This window comes from Rhizobium sp. Pop5 (assembly GCF_024721175.1).
GTDB lineage: Bacteria > Pseudomonadota > Alphaproteobacteria > Rhizobiales > Rhizobiaceae > Rhizobium.
On record NZ_CP099402.1, the window covers coordinates 665896 to 681847 of the forward strand.

Genomic DNA, 15952 nt, shown 5'->3' on the forward strand with positions numbered 1-15952 from the left:
CCACTCAGCAGTGTGCTCGTGCCCGAGCCGAGCGCTTATTCAGAAGCGGGTGGTCACGACGCCGTCGGCGAAACACTCCGCGTCGCTGGCAAGACGCAGGAAACGGTCGATGCCACTCTGATAGGGGATCGCCTCCACTCCGTTGGCTCCCGCTGGAACACCGCCCTCAAGAAGTGATAGCGCCGCGGCGGAGATGCCGAGTCCCGTGCCACGGCTCATGTCTCCCGCATCCGTGATCGACTTCATAACGATCGGCTTGTTCCCTCGCGTGCCGATGACGTTGACCTGGGTCGCCGAGATTCGTTGCGCGCTCGGCTTCAATTCATGTCTCTTCCAGAGCAACTTCCACAAAACCTCGATCGGCTGTACGTCCTTGCCGTCAATTTCGACCACCATGTCGGAATGGCCGAAACCAATTCGTCCGAGTGTCGAGAAGGCGGCATTCGCCCAATTCGGGAAGAGCGAGCCCTTGCACTGAACCAGCGAAAGATCGGGACGAAAGCGCCCTAACGTGACTGGCTCCGGATGGGCAGTGTCGTAGGCCTCGATCCGATGAAAGGGGGGCGGTACATCGAAGCTTTCGGCGGTTTCCGGAACAAAGCCCTTGGTGAATTCCATACCGCCGTTTCGCCACGTCGGACACGGCGCTACCGCCATGTGCAACATGTGCCGCAATACAGCGAGGCCGCCCGGATCCGGCTCGCGCGTGATCCAGACAATTTTGACGCCGTCGAGGTCCGGGTGACTTTCAAGCAAGCTGCAGGCAAGCCAATTTGATACGCCCGGCGAGAGTCCGGCACCCGTTATCACCGGCACATTTCCGGATTTGGCCGACTCGTCCAGAGCGAGAATTGTCGTCGTGCCTTCGGCATCGTCCCCTACATCGATGTAGGCCGCACCTGCGGCGATGGCCGCGCGTGCCGCTCCATCCGAGCCGAGAAAAAACGGGCCGGCCAAGTTCACCACCAGATCCATACCTGATGCGTCGAGGCCGTCACTCGAAATATCAAATTGACGGCTTGCTATTCTTTCAGGGGCGATCGCTTCACCCAGACGCAGGCTTTCTGCGGACCGGTCGACGACGACGAACCTTGCGTTGGGCAGTGACCGCGCGAGGATTGCGAGCGCGCTCCTTCCCATGTGGCCCGCGCCCACGAGCATAATTGTTGGGCTCATCGTCTCCTCCTAAAGAATGAACGTTAATTCATTAGGCGCCCAATTTTTTTATTCGTCAAGAGCGTCGGCGGCTGTTGGATGGGCTTGTGCGCAACATGGCATCCAACGGATTGGGTCTTTACACCTTTGTCAATATGCATTAACGTTCATTCATATTGCTGCAAGGGAGGTTCTAATGTCACGCAGACCGAACACGGTAAATTGGGAGCAGGTAAACAAATGGGTATCCCGGGAGGGAGCCCAGGCGAGTTGGAAAGTTTTCGGTTTCCCGTCGATTATGTCGATCGACCGAACTGCCTTTTCGGACGCCGAGCCGATGCCGAAATGGGAGGCTCCGCCCAAGCTCATCCTGTCGACCGCGATCAATGGCGCCTTCTATACGAAGAACGAGAACCCCAACCAGGCGATTACGCCTGAGGAGATCATCCGCTCCGCTGAGGAATGCATCGCCGCAGGAGCGCAGATCATCCATATTCATGCGAGAGACGAACGCGGCTACAACGTGCTCGACACTGGTCTTTTCCGCGAAACGCTGACGCATCTGCGCACCAACCATCAGCATGTCGCACTGGACGCCTGCCTCGTTGCAGTGAACGCGGATGAAGAGCGAATGATGGCCGAAATGATGAAGCTCGGCCTTATGGAGGGCGTGCCGGTCAACACGACGGCCCTCATTCTCGGCGACAATCACTTCGTCAAATCTCCCGCGACAATCATCGAGAAAACCAAGCGCGCCCTCGACGCCGGCCTCACGCCGCAGATTGCGGTTTACTCCGATGCCGACATCGACAATGCCCGCCGGTATCTGATCGACAGTGGCCTCATTCAGGGCCCTCTGAACTGGCTGGTTCTGCCCGGTCTTCCGGGCTGCAGCCCGATGTACTCGCCCGAAACGATGGTCGACGGCTTCCTTCGGCTCGTTCGGCTCATCCGCCACATCGACGCAGACTCTACCATCATCGCCTGCACCGGCGGTCGTACCAGCAGTTACCTTGCGACCCTGGCAATCCTGCTCGGCGTTCATGTGCGGGTCGGCATGGAAGACACGGTTTGGAAGTGGCCTCACCGTGACGACAAGATTCAGTCGAACGTCGAGGTATTCCAGCAGATTTCTGGAATAGCGGGTGCACTAGGCCGCGATCTGATGACCGCCGATGAGTATCGCGATCTTATGACGCTGCGCGCGTGACCCTCTGAGGCGACACTGACACGGTGTCGCCTCCCGCAAAGGCGCGGTCTCGACACGCGTTGTGTGGTAGCATCGATCGCAGGACCGCTTAGCCGAACAGACCAGCTGTCTGGAAGCGACGATCTCTCAATCCGGCCAGCGATCGGATTTATTTCGAACCAGGAGAGAAGTCAGTGGCTTACCGCAACTATCGGACGATTCTTCATGCCTTGCTCGACTGGGGCGAGCGCACACCCGACGCTGCCGCAGTCACCGATGGGGATACGGAGATTTCGTACGCTTCATTGGCTTCCCTGGTGGAAGCAGCGTCCAGGCGGCTGGTCTCACTCGGTGTACAAAGGCGGGACCGGGTGGTCCTTGTCGGTAACAATACTTGGCAGTGGGTCATATGCTATCTGGCGACGATGCGCATCGGCGCAATCTCCGTGCCAATGAACAATCGGCTGGCGCCCGCGCAAGTCGGCGAATTGCTGGAGATACTCGAGGCACGTATTGTTCTAGCGGACGACCTCCATTTGGGCATGTTTAAGGAATGCGCCGGAGTCGAAGTGTTCTCGATCACCGGCTCTGCCGGCAGGTCCTTCTTCTCGCTTGAAACAGCCACGGAACTCCCTGCCCTGCCGGAGGCGTCGGAAGACGCTTTGATTAGCTTCACCTCCGGCACCACAGGAGTTCCAAAGGGTGCAGTCATCACTCATAAGGCCCTGCGGCAGAACGCGGAGGTATTCGCTGACCTAATAGGCGATGACCAGTCACCCTCGACGTTGATTGTTGCCCCCTTGTTTCACAATACCGGCTTTGTCGATCAACTCTGCACCATGCTCTTTCTCGGCGGCCGCTCCGATCTTCTGCCACGATATCGGACGCAAGGGGCCATTGAGGCATGCAAGCGCCGTCCCGTCAGCTTCGTCACGGCGGTCCCGAGCGTTTTGCGGATGATGATGACAGCCGAAGGTGCCGAGGCGATTTACGGGCCGGCGCGGTTGGTTCTGTTCGGCGGTTCGCCGATGCCTGCGCCATGGTCCTTGGAAATGCATCAGCGCTGGCCAAACCTGCGGTTGGTGCATGGCTATGGCCTGACCGAATTCACGTCGTGTTGCACTCTTCTTCCGCCTGAATTCATCCTAAGCCACGGCGACTCGATCGGCTATCCGGCCAAAGGCGTGGAGTTGCGGCTGGTGGATGAGAATGGTCAAGATGTGCCGGATGGGGTTCCGGGGGAGATTTGGGTGCGTGGCGAAACGCGCATGCGCGAATACTGGCGCCGCCCCGACGTCACCGCCGAGAAAATCCAAGGCGAATGGCTTCGGACCGGCGATCTCGGGGAACGTCGCGAGCTTGGCCTTCTATATCACGTCGGCCGCCGGGATGACGTGATCAACAGGGGTGGGGAAAAGATTCTTCCCTCCTTTATCGAGGCGGCAATGGCAAAGATCCCCGAAGTCGCTCAAGCTGTGGTATTTGGCATTCCTCACCCAGTGCTGCAGAACAGCATCGTCGCCGCGCTCGAGCCTCGTCCAGAGACAAAGGTAAATGTCCCGGCGCTCCTGGATTTCCTGCGTACGCAACTTCCGGGCTATGCCGTGCCGGAAACGATTATCGTCGGCAACGACCTTCCGCGCACGGCCTCAGGAAAGCTTGACAGACGTGCCGTGCGCGCCGCCTACCTCTCATCCGCGCAAGGTCACTAGGAAAGCCGCCGCCTCTTCTCGGCGACAGCAGCAGGAACAAGCCATGCATAGAGAACCAACGGTATTCCGCAAGGATACGACTGAATTTGCCGCATACGGTGAAGGGCCTGGTGAGGCATCGATTGCGCGCCTCGTCGGGCCCCAGGAAAGTGAGACGATGGGCGCCTATCTCGCCCGCTTCAACGGTCGGTCTGTGCCTTGGACAGTGCGCTATGATGAGCTCATCACGTGTATCGAGGGCGCGTTCCGCCTTCGCGTCGGCCTGATCCTTCACACTCTCCACCCCGGCGATGTGATCTGGATCCCAAAGGACACCGAACTCGCTTACGACGGCGCAGACAGTCTCGTCTTTATCGCGATCGCTCCAGTCGATTGGCGCAACCGGCTCAGTCAAGACGCGACGCAAGTGTGAAAGCGATCGACCCGACGGCATCGAGATCAATGCCGGTCGAGGGCAACGCGAAGTCGATTGCTAATTCTCAAGCGCACCTGTCCGAGCGAGAAGCATATTCTGCGCAAGATGATAGAAGTGTTTGCAGATCTTTTCTGGGGTATAGGGTCCGCTTGGTCGATACCAATTGAGCACGTTGTCGCACATCGTGATGATTGCAAGGGCTGTTAGCCGCGCCTCGGGTGGCGAGCCTGTCGCCGGCGAGGGTATTGCCTCGACGATCTTGGTCAGTCGGTCAAGATGTTCTCTCATCATGCCCTTCACCTTGTGTCTGACACTCGGATCCAGCTTGCTCAGAATACCGGACTCGAGGAGACGATCGTTGGCCTGCGCTATCCTAGAATGGTTGATCTGGTAGAGGATGTGAGCGGTAGTGATGCTTTGCAGACGTTCAAGTGGAGCGGCCCCGGCGGAATCGGCGGCTGCGATCGCCGCGTTGAAGGCGCCTAGCGCTTCCGTCACCGCCCCGGCCAGAAGTTCTTCCTTGGACTTATAGTGATTGTAGACGGCCGGTGCCTTGATGCCGACCTCGTTTGCAATGTCCTTCATCGAGGTAGCGTCAAAACCCCTTGACCCAAAAAGTTCGATCGCTGCGCCGAGCAGTCGCTCTCGTGTGTCCGACCGACTCGCCGACACTTTGCTGGCCTGGTTGTTACGACGGGGTGACCGCTCTGCCTCATCAGGAGCGGCCTCCTGATAGTTGCGTGCGAGTTCGTTCACAATAATGATCCTCATGAATATCTGTTCACATAATGCGTCACCAATGCCGATCTGTCAAAGGAACATGGTCAAAATTCGCCGCTTGCTCGGAATTACTTTTCGGGTGCATTTAGAGGGTTTTCAACTGCGTTTGTGGGCTTTTCAGATCGGCATGGGCCGCGACGGAAGCGCTTGACATATTGGCGTTATGGGAGGAATATTAATGATCGTTCATTCATTGTTGCTCTTGTTGGAAAGGGCATGTGGCGAACGAGGCGGCGCCGCTGGTGCGGCCAAATAGTAAAGAGCCGGCAACCGGCCGGGAACGTCCAGAAAAGGGAACGACGATGTCAATTGAATTGGAACGGGCGCACCTGCCCGAAGCCCGCGGGTTCGAGGTTGCTCTGGATGCGGAGCTCGCCAGACGAATCCAATCCTTGGAAGAGGCTCCGCATATCGACTCCGAATGCTACGCGCCGACGCGCGCCTGCTTCGTCGAAGCCACGAGTTGGGCAATTCTCGGGGTCGCGATCTGGATCGCGACACTGTTCTATTTTGGTTAAGGAGGAGAACCCATGAGCAGCGATATCAAACTCACCCAATCAAGAGTCACGGAGGAGGCTCTATCAGGGCGACTTCCGTTGCGCAGCAGCGAACGAGTGTACAACGGCTACGGCTCGTTTCTTTGGACATGCACGGCATTCAGCGCCGCGACCTGGGCGTTCCTCATTGGAGGGTTCCTTCCCTATGTTGGCGATGTTCGTGTAGGTGTGCTCGGTTACCTGGCCGGCATGCTGATTGGAATGGCCGTCGTCGTGTTGGCGTCGGGCTTGCCGTCTTTCAAATATGGCGTTGAGCCGATCGATGCGGCCAAGGCGTCTTTCGGTCCCTATGGCATTGTCCTGCCACTGTTTGGATTGCTGGCAACTTGTGTCGGCTGGACATATGTGGTGGTCGCGTTGACTGCCAGAGGAGCAGCCAACGTCTTGCAGACAGTGGAGCAATCGGAGGTGGCGACGGCCGAGCCTGTAGTAATCGGCTTGGCGCTGTTTACAATGTTCGCCGTCTGGTTGGTCGCGAGCAAAGGACCATGGTTGTTCGAACGCATCAGCAACTACATTGCGCCCGGCCACATTCTGGTGACCGTCGTGATGTTCGCCATCCTGCTCTATCATTATGGCGCCGGCCTCTGGACGCTGCAGGTTCCGGCGGATCAGCGCCTCGCGTCCACGCCAGGACAGGGTTTCGCGCTCGCAGTCGAATTCGGCATCTCGAACTCGCTGACATGGTGGCCCATTATGGGTGGCCTGACACGATTGGTGAAACGCCGTTCGCATATCGTCGGTCCGTCCGTCGTCGGCGTCGGCGTTCTGGGCGCCGCCTTCATATCGATGGTCGCCGCCTTTGCCGCTCTGTCTGCGGGAACGCCCGATCCGACGATCTGGATGATCAAACTCGCCGGCCCCGCATTGGGTTCGCTGATCATGACCTTCGTTCTCGCGGCCAACATCGCGACGATGGTGATCATGCTTTATCTGGCAGGAGTTTCGATTCAACAAATAAAACCGCTGACGCGCGTTCGTTGGGATATCCTGATCGCTCTGATGCTGCTGCCCGGGGTCTATGTGGCATTTCGAACCGAGTGGACTCTCTCGATCGTCATGAGCTGGCTTTCCTATAACGGCGTGATGTTCGTCGGCATCACGGGCGTTACCTTTGTCGACTACTTCATCCTTCGCAAAGAGACGCTCGCACCGGCACATTTGTTCTCGCGTGATCCGTCGAGCAAGTACTGGTTCTGGGGCGGCGTCAATTGGGTCGCGGTAATCATATCGGTGCTTTCGGTCGCGCTGTACCTTTACCTGTACAATCCCGTCACGACTGCGATGCATCCGTTGGCCCACACGCTGGGCGCCGGCATTCCGACTGTGGTCGTTTCCGGTATCGCATATTACCTGATTATGAGGATGTTCGTCATTCCCAGCGGCAAGGGCGGATATAAGCAGGCTGGTGCCGCGACTACTTCGCCGGAAGTCATACCTACCCTCTAATCAGACAGTTCTGACGAGAAATCGCGGCGGCGGTGGAGCATCCATCGGCGCCGTTAACGTTCGCGCTCTAAATCGGCGAACGCAGATTTGCGATCCCGTCAGTTTGATGACGCAACTCAAAAAGATTCATTGACTACCGCCTGAATACGTGGATTAATGAGCGTTAATTAATATCGAGATGACGACCAGCTGTCTGGCGCTCCCGAATACCGGGAACCGACCAAGCCGCCGAGCACGACGAACCACGTTTTCGCCGAGATCCAGCGGACCGCGCGGAGAAGCGACAGAACCAGCGGTGACAAGCCACAACCGGCTCCACGCGATTAAACAGGAGGGAAAAATGACAATCAGGGAACTACGTCCGCTTATCGGCGGATCTTTCTGGTCGAAGGGAAACGACTTCGACGTTTTCGAACCGGCGACTGGAAATGTGATCGCTCGCGTGCCGAATGTCGGACCAGAAGGGGTGGATGCTGCCGTAGCCGCCGCCAAGGAAGCCTTCGGAACCTGGTCGTCGACGCCGCCCAAGGACAGGGCCGCCGCGTTGCTTGCGTTTACCGATGAAATCATGGCCCGCGTCGACGAGTTTGCCGAACTCGAAGCACGTGACGTTGGCAAGCCGCTCGAAAAGGCGCGCGCCGAGATGGCCTCTGCCGCAGACAAATATCGTTTCTTCGCTGGTGCGTGCCGGACCATGCTGGTGCCGGCCATGGGTGAGTACAAACCCGGCATCACGAGCATGGTGCGACGCGAGCCAATCGGAGTCGTCGGCGCAATTGCTCCCTGGAACTACCCGATGGGCATGACCGCCTGGCGTATCGGCCCTGCGTTGGCAGCCGGCAACACTGTCGTTTTGAAGCCCACGCAGGTGACGCCGCTCACTGCCCTTCTCCTGGGCGAAGTAGCGCAGAAGTATTTTCCACCGGGCGTCGTCAACATTGTCACCGGTTTTGGTAGCACGACCGGCACGCATCTGGTTCGGCACCCGGATGTTGCCATGGTTTCGCTCACCGGTGGCACGGACACTGGGCGCTCCGTGATGCGGGACGCAGCTGAGAGCATCAAGGTCGTTCATCTCGAACTCGGCGGCAAGGCGCCGGTTATTGTCTTCGACGATGCGAATATCGACCGCTTGGCGACAACGCTGAGAAGCGCGGCCTTTGGAAATTCCGGACAGGACTGCACAGCCGCCTGCCGTGTCTACGTCTCGAAAAAGCGCGAAAAGGACGTCGTCGAGGCCTTGGCATCGATGGCCAAGGGGATCAAGGTCGGCAATGGTCATGCTGAGCGCGGGATCGACATGGGCCCCGTGGTGTCTGCAAAACACCATGAATTCGTCTCGGGCTTCGTCGATCGAGCTGTGAAGAACGCGTCCGGGCGCGTCGTTGCTGGTGGACCTATCGCTGGGCCAGGATACTTCTACGCGCCGACCGTTGTCGACGGTGTCGAGCACGGCGCCGAGATCATCCAGAAGGAGATTTTCGGGCCCGTTGTAGCCGTCACCACGTTTGAAGACGAGGCTGATGCCATTGCCAAGGCAAATGACCTTGAGGTCGGGTTGGCCGCTTCGATCTGGACGTCCGATATCGAGCGGGCGATCGTCGCCGCGGGCCGGGTCAAGGCCGGCAGCGTCTGGATCAATGATCACGGACCGACGGCGGCTGAGATGCCGTTCGGCGGCTACAAGCAGTCCGGCATCGGCCGCGATCTGTCGATCTACGCGATCGAAGCGCACACCGAACTGAAGCACATAGCCATCACACACCGGGAGCGAATCTGATGATCCCGGCTGCAAGCTCGACGAACTCAGGATCCGGTGACCTTCAGGCTCGATGTGTATTCGAGGACGACGTGCCCGACCTTGTGCGGAACACCGCTGTCAATCTTCTCGATCAATGGCGTTTCCTGCCCGGCGAAAGCGACATACGCTTCTCGATCCTGCCGGGCGGCGCAAACAATATCAACCTCGTGCTCAGACAAGCCGACAGGAAATGGGCGCTGAAGATTCGTGAGCCCGATGCATCGTTTGCGGGCACATCAGTGACCGCCGCTGTCGAGGCCCAAGCCATGGCGGCGAGTTTCGGGTTGGCGCCCGCCGTCATAGCCAAATGTCTGCCCGAAGGACACTTCATGTCCGAATTCGTGGAGGGGGAAACGTTGCGCCCGCAGCACATCCGACATCCTTCCATGGCGCCGAGGATCGTCGATACGCTGAAGCAACTTCACGCGCATCACTTCTCGCCCAGAAAATTTGACATTTTCGACGATCTGCGAGGCTTCATGGCGGGAGCCGCCAAGCTGGGAGGCTCCTATCCCGCATCCTACGCGGCGCTTTGGGAAATTGCCCAACGCTTCGAATCCATTCTCGCTGGAGCGAACGCGCCTGTCGGCTTCGGCCACAACGATCTCGTGCCGCAGAACTTCATCGCATGTTCGGACCGCGTGAAGATGGTCGATTTCGACTACGCTGGCGAAGCCCTGCTCGCGATAGATCTTGCAAGCGTAACCTCGCAAGCGGAAATGTCCGACGACGAAACCACGACGTTTCTGCGGCTCTATGACCCGAACCTCGATAGGAACCAGATCGCCCGCGTACAGGTCCTTCGTTTTGTGAACGCGTTGCGGGAGGTGGCTTGGGCCGCGATGGCGGAGCCGTTCATGGCAGCGAAGACGACTCTGCTGGACGGTTGGAGCTATCGCTCCCATGCGGATGTGAACATTCGGCTGGCCGAGGCTCTCATTCGCGAAAACCCCGCCGACGAACTTGCTTCCAAGGCAGGATTTGTCAGGCCCGGGGCTTTGTTCTGACGGAGGGACCAATGTCCGCTGTTCCTTTCCCGACGGTCGCCGACCCGCATCAGATGCACCCCGCGTCAATGTCGGTACGCGGTGCTGGATACTGGTCGCCTGCCACTCAATTGCCCTTGCTCATTGAAGAGGGCGTTCACCCAACTGCAACGGCTTTTGTCAAAGCCGCTAAAATGAAGGAGTGCCGCTAATGGCCCGGCAGTGGAAGACAATTGTAATCGGTGCAGGCGGGTCGCAGGCACAAGCGATGTTGCGCGGTATCGCACGTGCCGACGCGACTGAGGGCTGGCTTGCGATCGATCGCGCTTGGCGGCCGCAGACACGTGCTGCAACTGAAGAGATGGGCTTTGCCGTTCAGGAACTGAACCCGCTCGAACAACCGGAAACTCTGCACAGGCTGTTAGAAACGACCCGCCTTGTGGTGAACATGGCTGGACCTTACTACAAGACCGGCTTTGCCATCCTCGACGCCGCCATCGAAACCGGGACCGACTATCTCGATATCTGCGACGATGCGGACATTACCCTCCCTATGCTCGAGCGGGACGCCCGCGCCAAACAGGCCGGCATTTCCGCCCTCATCGGAATGGGCTCCTCCCCCGGAACGACGAACATCCTGATCCGAAGTGCTGTCGACCATCTCGGCCCAGTCGACGACGTTGACATCTACTGGACGGTCGACGTCGCGGATCTGACCGAGGCCGCAATCCGGCACTTCTGGCATTGCTTCAATCTGGTTGATGCGGACGGCACAATACATGAAGTGACGGGCTGGGATGGCCTGGAGCGTCGGCAGGTCGAGTTCCCGGCGCCGGTCGGCCTGCAGACGGTCGTCAGGCTCGCCCATCCGGAGCCGTTGACGGTGCCGCGTTTTCTTCCGGTCAAGCGTGCCTCCAATTTCGGTAGCCTCAATCCGGAAGAGGCGCTCGTCACCGCCTGGGCGCTCGCACATATTGCCGATGAACAACGCTCCAATGGAGAACTGACCGATCCCGCGGCCAGCCTTTTCCGCTATTACAGGGAAAGGCGCGTTGGAGCACCACGGATTGGCAGCGGCATGATTATCGACGTGCACACGGCTGGCTCCGGTCTGAGGTTTGCAGCCGGCAGCGACGGTGGGATGGACGATTCCACGGGAATTCCGGCCGCAGCCGGCGCGTTGTTGATGCTCGATGGAAAGATCAACCGCCGGGGCGCCTTTGCGCCGGAAGTGGTGCACCCCGCCGACTTTTTTGAAGTGCTGCGACGCGTGAGCACGGGCGGCGGCGGCTTGTCTCTGTTCAGACTTGAGGGCGGCGTCGCGACGGAACGGTTGAGAATCCGCGATCTGGTGGCGGGAGAAATTGGCCAGAGGGAGGTAGCATGATGCGAGAGCTTGAAGGAAAGGTTGCCCTTGTTACCGGCGGCGGCCGGGGAATTGGCGCCGGCATTGCTGGGGGCCTGGCTCAGGCCGGTGCAACGGTGGCCCTCATGGGACGCACCCGAGCTCCGCTTGACGAGACTGCCGCGCATATTCAGGCGGGCGGCGGGAGAGCTTCCGTTCATATCGGAAGCGTCAGTAATCCCGACGAAGTCGAACGCGTGCTTGATGATGTACTGGCCGCACATGGTAGGCTGGAGATCATTGTCAACAATGCCGGCATCGTTGACGAAGCGGATTTCCTCGATATCTCGCTCGAGGGCTGGAACAAGACCATCGGCACAGATCTGACCGGAGCGTTCCTGGTGACCCAGCGGGCCGCACGCAGGATGCGCGGCACAGGCGGCGGTTCCGTGGTCAACATCGCCTCGATTGACGCCAATGGCTACGACGGTCCTCAGGGTTCGTATGTCGCCGCGAAGGCGGGCCTTGTGGGCTTGACGAAGAATGCTGCGGTCGAGCTCGCGCAACACGGTATCCGGGTGAATTCAGTCAGCCCGGGCTGGACGCGCACTCCAATGGTCGAGGAATTCGTGTCTGAGAAGGCACTTCAGCACATGATGACCGACTTTCAGCGCGTGCCCATGAAGCGGCTTGTCGAAATCCCTGAGCTCGCCAACGCTGTCGTCTTTCTTGTCTCTGACAAGGCTTCCGCGATTACCGGAATCGACTTGCCGGTCGACTGCGGAACGCTGGCGACGCTCTACGTCCACGAAACCATCCGGCCCTTGTTCTGAAGGAGGACGACGATGTCGCCACGTATCGCCATTATTGGAGCGGGTGTCGCAGGCTGCGGAGCCGCGCTGAGAGCTGCACAACTGCATGCCAAGGACGTCGTCGTTCTGGAAAAAGGCACGCCGGCCTCCGGATCCTCTGGCCGCTCGGCAGGGGTTTACAACACACAGACGCTCGATCCTTTGCAGATCGAGATCCGCATCCGTTCGAGGGAAATTCTGTTCCAGCTGGAACGCAACCGCGGTCTGCCGCTGGCCCGCATCGGCAATATCCGCATTGCGACGACGGAAGCCGACATTCCCAAACTCGAATCCGCACTCGCCGCGATCAAGAGCTTCGGCGCGGACGATACGCGGATCTTGTCGCAAAAGGAGCTGCAGGCTCTCGTTCCCGACCTGCGCTGCGATGACGTCGTCGCCGGCCTTTACGGCGTCAACGACGGTCATCTCGACGGTCATCTCCTTTGCTCCGCGCTGATCGATGAAGCACGCGATCTCGGCGCGAAGGTAATGAACAATGCGGAGGTGCTTGCCTATGAAAAGCGTGGATCGACCCATGTACTGTCAACCACGCGCGGGAAGATCGAATGCGACGTGGTGATCAATGCCGCAGGCGCCTGGGCGGGGCACGTTGGCAATTTGCTGGGACATGCAGCACCTATCAAGCCCGAGGTGCACGAGGTGATCATCGTCAAGCTGCCGCGTAAGCTCGATTACGTCGTTCCCATGTGCAACTTCTATATGCCTGGCCAGAACGGCGCCGGTATCTATTTCAGGCAAGACGGCGAGGATTCGCTGATTGCCGGGCTTCACACCTACTATTCGGTCGAAGGCCACGAAGTCAGTGACCCCGACTCCTATAGCCCGCCGGATGGCGACGACTATTTTCTCGAGGTAGCGCAACTCGTCAGCGATCGGCTGCGGATCGACGACCTCGGCTTCAAAAACGGCTGGCATGGCCTCTATCCCTTGAGCGCCGACGGGGAGTTCCAAATCGGTCCCTACGCAGCCGATCCCTCCGTCATCGTCGTCGCCGGCATGGGTGGCACGGGAGTAACGAGCGGTGCGCTGACCGGAGCCCTTGCTGCCGAGTGGGCGATACTCGGCAAGCCGGCCACCGTTCCCGATGCCGTGAAGCTTCTGCCCGACAGGCTGTCGCGGGCCGCTTGAAACAGATCATTCCAAGAAAGGCGCCGACGTGAAAGTCCTGCTTACAAATGACGATGGTTACCAATCCCCCGGAGTTGCAGCGGCACGCGACGCGCTGATCGCCTGCGGCCTTCAGGTGCTGACGGTTGCGCCCGACGGCCCGCGGAGCGGTACGTCGAGATCCGCCTCGTTTCGCAAGGCGATTACGATGACCAAGGCCGGCGGTGACGACGTCAATCCGATTTATGTCACCAATGGTACCCCAACCGATTGCGTTCGCGTCGCGGTTCTTTCCGGCCTTGCTTCGGAAGTCGACGCCGTTGTGTCCGGCATCAACGAAGGTGCGAACCTCGGCGACGACGCCACCTATTCCAGCACGCTCGGATCTGCAATCGAAGGCGCCTTATTGGGCTTTCCAGCACTTGCCGCATCCCAGCAGTCCCGGGACGGCCGTTTCCGGCTGGTCGATCTGACCGACTACGATTTCAGCTGCGGCGCCCGGATCATGGCGGAACTTACCAGGCTGATGATCCGGGACCGGTCGAAGCTGCCGCCCCGATCGGTTTTGAACTTCAATGCGCCAGCCCTGCCAGCCGGCGAGATCAAGATCGCAAGTCTCGATCGCCGCGTCTGGGATCCATCTCGCATCCACTCGATCGAGACAGAGAACGGCCCCGGATGGCTGCTTTTCGGCACGCATCCTGAACGCGATCCGATTTTTGAGCATCGACCGGGATCCGATTCCTGGGTGCTGTCACAGGGCCATGCGGCGCTGACGCCCCTCAACTTCGAATGGACCTTGCCCGGCGCGCGACGCGGGTTCGCCAGATGGACGCGCTCCGCTGTTGCTGAGCTCAATGAAGCGCTCGCTTCCGAGCAATCGGGAAAGGAGCTGGGATCATGAACGACAATTTCTGCGTGGTGATCAGCGGTGCCGGCGGCGAGATGGGCCGGGCGCTGGCCAGCCGATTTGCTCGCGACGGACATGATATCGTCTTGATCGATCGTGATGTCGCCGAATTTGGTCCAATCGAGGAGGAGTTGCGTCGAGCCGGCGCCGCAAGGGTTTTTTCCTTGGCTGCCGATCAGACGGATCCGGACGCGCTCGAAAAAGCCGTTTCTGAGATCGGCGATTGTTTCGGGGCCATAGGAACTTTTGTCGCAAATGCTGGCTTCGCGAGATTTGGCGGGTTCCTCGAAACATCCAGAAAGGTGTGGGATCTCCATGTCGACATCAATCTCAACGGCACCTTTCATCTCTGCCAGTCAGTCGCACGCAATATGGTCGCAGGGGGCAAGGGAGGGAGCATAACTCTGATTTCATCCTGCCTTGCTCAGTTCCACGCGGACCAGACCGGCGCATACAGCGCGACCAAGGCTGCGCTCCTGATGTTGACCAGGACCATGGCAGCGGAGCTCGGGATCTACCGCATTAGGACGAACTCCGTCCTTCCCGGCGTCGTGGAAACCGCGATGACCCGTCCGATGCTGGATGTTCCCGGCTGCCGGGAAACATTGCTGCAGGAGACGCCGGCAGGGCGCCTCGGTAGACCGGAAGACGTTGCGGAGGCCGTCGCGTTTCTGGCAAGCCCAGCCGCTGGTTTCATAACGGGGGCATCGCTGCTCGTTGACGGCGGGCAGTCCATTTATGGCCAACCGCAATGGGTTCGCCAGGATCGTTCGACGCCGGGAGAGCCAAAATGGCTGTCCACTGCAGACGGTTCGCCAGCATGAGCGACGGCGAGAACAAGAAAGCTTCACCGCGCGAAACCGCTGTCGTCACAGGTGCCGCGTCGGGCATTGGTGCTGCTGTGGCACGGCGGTTTTTGGAACGCGGGGCGAACGTTTTCATGCTCGACCGAAACCTCGACGGCCTTCGAACCGTGTCGTCAGATGCGGATGGCTGCGGCGGAACGGTGAACACATTCCAGGCGGATGTCATCGACGGCGCAAGGCTCGGAGAGATCTTTGCCGAGATTAACCGCCTCGGGGGCATCGACCACGTCGTTCATTGTGCCGGTGTGGCGCGGCTCGGAACCGTCACCGAAATGGATGAGTCGACCTTTGACCTCGTAATGAACGTCAATCTCAAGGGTACTTTCTTGCTGGCCAAGCATGCGATGCCCTGTCTCGTGAGCCGAAAAGGAAGCTTCACCGCGATCGCATCCGACGCGGGCACACAGGGCGCATCGGGCTATGCCGCATATTGCGCAAGCAAGCACGGCATGGTGGGCTTGATCAAGTCGATGGCATTGGACCATGGGCCGCAGGGTGTCCGGTGCAACGCGATCTGCCCGGGTTTCGTTCAAACTCCGATGCTGGATCAACTGTTTGCCGACAGCCCTTCCGATCGCGGCTTCTACAAAAGAAGCGTCCCGTTGGGACGATTTGCGCGACCCGAGGATGTTGCCGAACTGGCGGGATTCATTGCATCGCCAGCTGGCGCCTATCTGAACGGGGCGGTCATCGCGCTGGATGGAGGCTCCACAGCGGGATATTTCAGCGGCGCTTGAACCGTGCAATATGCGTTGGACCGCGGTTTGCCAACCCTGCCCAGCAGGCTCATTACGCACCATTTCCCCAA

15 protein-coding genes are annotated in these 15952 nt (G+C 59.4%); 13 read left to right on the forward strand and 2 right to left on the reverse strand.

From position 1 onward, the window contains the following. Nucleotides 1-39: 39 nt before the first annotated feature. Nucleotides 40-1176: a saccharopine dehydrogenase family protein gene (locus NE852_RS31140; protein ID WP_128623493.1), complete on the reverse strand. Its 1137-nt coding sequence runs from the start codon at nucleotides 1174-1176 to the stop codon at nucleotides 40-42. Nucleotides 1177-1351: 175 nt separating this feature from the next. Here NE852_RS31140 and NE852_RS31145 point away from each other — a divergent pair, with 175 nt between their 5' ends. The 3 genes from NE852_RS31145 to NE852_RS31155 all read left to right on the forward strand — a co-directional run bounded on the left by NE852_RS31145 (nucleotide 1352) and on the right by NE852_RS31155 (nucleotide 4468). Further along, entirely contained in the window at nucleotides 1352-2365 is a 1014-nt protein-coding gene (locus tag NE852_RS31145) for a 3-keto-5-aminohexanoate cleavage protein (protein WP_037170731.1), read from the forward strand. 173 nt (nucleotides 2366-2538) lie between these two features. Further along, a complete protein-coding gene (locus tag NE852_RS31150; protein ID WP_128623494.1) occupies nucleotides 2539-4056 on the forward strand; it encodes a class I adenylate-forming enzyme family protein in 1518 nt (505 codons plus the stop codon). A gap of 43 nt (nucleotides 4057-4099) precedes the next feature. Then, the gene (locus NE852_RS31155) at nucleotides 4100-4468 is read left to right on the forward strand and encodes an ethanolamine utilization protein EutQ (RefSeq protein WP_008523332.1); all 369 of its coding nucleotides are present in this window, start codon (nucleotides 4100-4102) and stop codon (nucleotides 4466-4468) included. 60 nt (nucleotides 4469-4528) lie between these two features. Here the strand turns inward: NE852_RS31155 and NE852_RS31160 are convergent, their stop codons facing one another. After that, nucleotides 4529-5227 (reverse strand): TetR/AcrR family transcriptional regulator, encoded by a 699-nt coding sequence (locus NE852_RS31160; RefSeq protein ID WP_245270529.1) that lies wholly within the window; start codon nucleotides 5225-5227, stop codon nucleotides 4529-4531. Nucleotides 5228-5469: 242 nt separating this feature from the next. On the opposite strand from NE852_RS31160, the gene NE852_RS31165 reads away from it, so the two are divergent. The 10 genes from NE852_RS31165 to NE852_RS31210 all read left to right on the forward strand — a co-directional run bounded on the left by NE852_RS31165 (nucleotide 5470) and on the right by NE852_RS31210 (nucleotide 15881). Then, on the forward strand, nucleotides 5470-5769 hold the full coding sequence (locus NE852_RS31165) for a hypothetical protein (protein ID WP_008523337.1): 300 nt from the start codon (nucleotides 5470-5472) through the stop codon (nucleotides 5767-5769). Nucleotides 5770-5781: 12 nt separating this feature from the next. After that, nucleotides 5782-7257: a cytosine permease gene (locus NE852_RS31170; RefSeq protein WP_128623496.1), complete on the forward strand. Its 1476-nt coding sequence runs from the start codon at nucleotides 5782-5784 to the stop codon at nucleotides 7255-7257. A gap of 295 nt (nucleotides 7258-7552) precedes the next feature. Next, nucleotides 7553-9037, forward strand: coding sequence for an aldehyde dehydrogenase family protein (locus NE852_RS31175; protein ID WP_258157021.1), 1485 nt, complete (start codon nucleotides 7553-7555; stop codon nucleotides 9035-9037). Beyond that, entirely contained in the window at nucleotides 9037-10065 is a 1029-nt protein-coding gene (locus NE852_RS31180; RefSeq protein WP_008523342.1) for a phosphotransferase, read from the forward strand. The genes NE852_RS31175 and NE852_RS31180 overlap by 1 nt, the downstream gene beginning before the upstream one ends. A gap of 190 nt (nucleotides 10066-10255) precedes the next feature. Further along, nucleotides 10256-11431 (forward strand): saccharopine dehydrogenase family protein, encoded by a 1176-nt coding sequence (locus tag NE852_RS31185; RefSeq protein ID WP_008523344.1) that lies wholly within the window; start codon nucleotides 10256-10258, stop codon nucleotides 11429-11431. After that, nucleotides 11428-12222, forward strand: a complete 795-nt coding sequence (locus tag NE852_RS31190; RefSeq protein WP_258157022.1) for an SDR family NAD(P)-dependent oxidoreductase — start codon at nucleotides 11428-11430, stop codon at nucleotides 12220-12222. The genes NE852_RS31185 and NE852_RS31190 overlap by 4 nt, the downstream gene beginning before the upstream one ends. 12 nt (nucleotides 12223-12234) lie before the next feature. Then, nucleotides 12235-13389, forward strand: coding sequence for an FAD-binding oxidoreductase (locus tag NE852_RS31195; protein ID WP_008523358.1), 1155 nt, complete (start codon nucleotides 12235-12237; stop codon nucleotides 13387-13389). A gap of 28 nt (nucleotides 13390-13417) precedes the next feature. Continuing rightward, on the forward strand, nucleotides 13418-14272 hold the full coding sequence (surE, locus tag NE852_RS31200; protein ID WP_008523360.1) for a 5'/3'-nucleotidase SurE: 855 nt from the start codon (nucleotides 13418-13420) through the stop codon (nucleotides 14270-14272). Next, a complete protein-coding gene (locus NE852_RS31205) occupies nucleotides 14269-15102 on the forward strand; it encodes an SDR family NAD(P)-dependent oxidoreductase (protein WP_008523363.1) in 834 nt (277 codons plus the stop codon). Before surE ends, NE852_RS31205 begins: the two co-directional genes overlap by 4 nt. Next, nucleotides 15099-15881, forward strand: a complete 783-nt coding sequence (locus NE852_RS31210; RefSeq protein ID WP_008523365.1) for an SDR family NAD(P)-dependent oxidoreductase — start codon at nucleotides 15099-15101, stop codon at nucleotides 15879-15881. Before NE852_RS31205 ends, NE852_RS31210 begins: the two co-directional genes overlap by 4 nt. Nucleotides 15882-15952 lie beyond the last annotated feature (71 nt).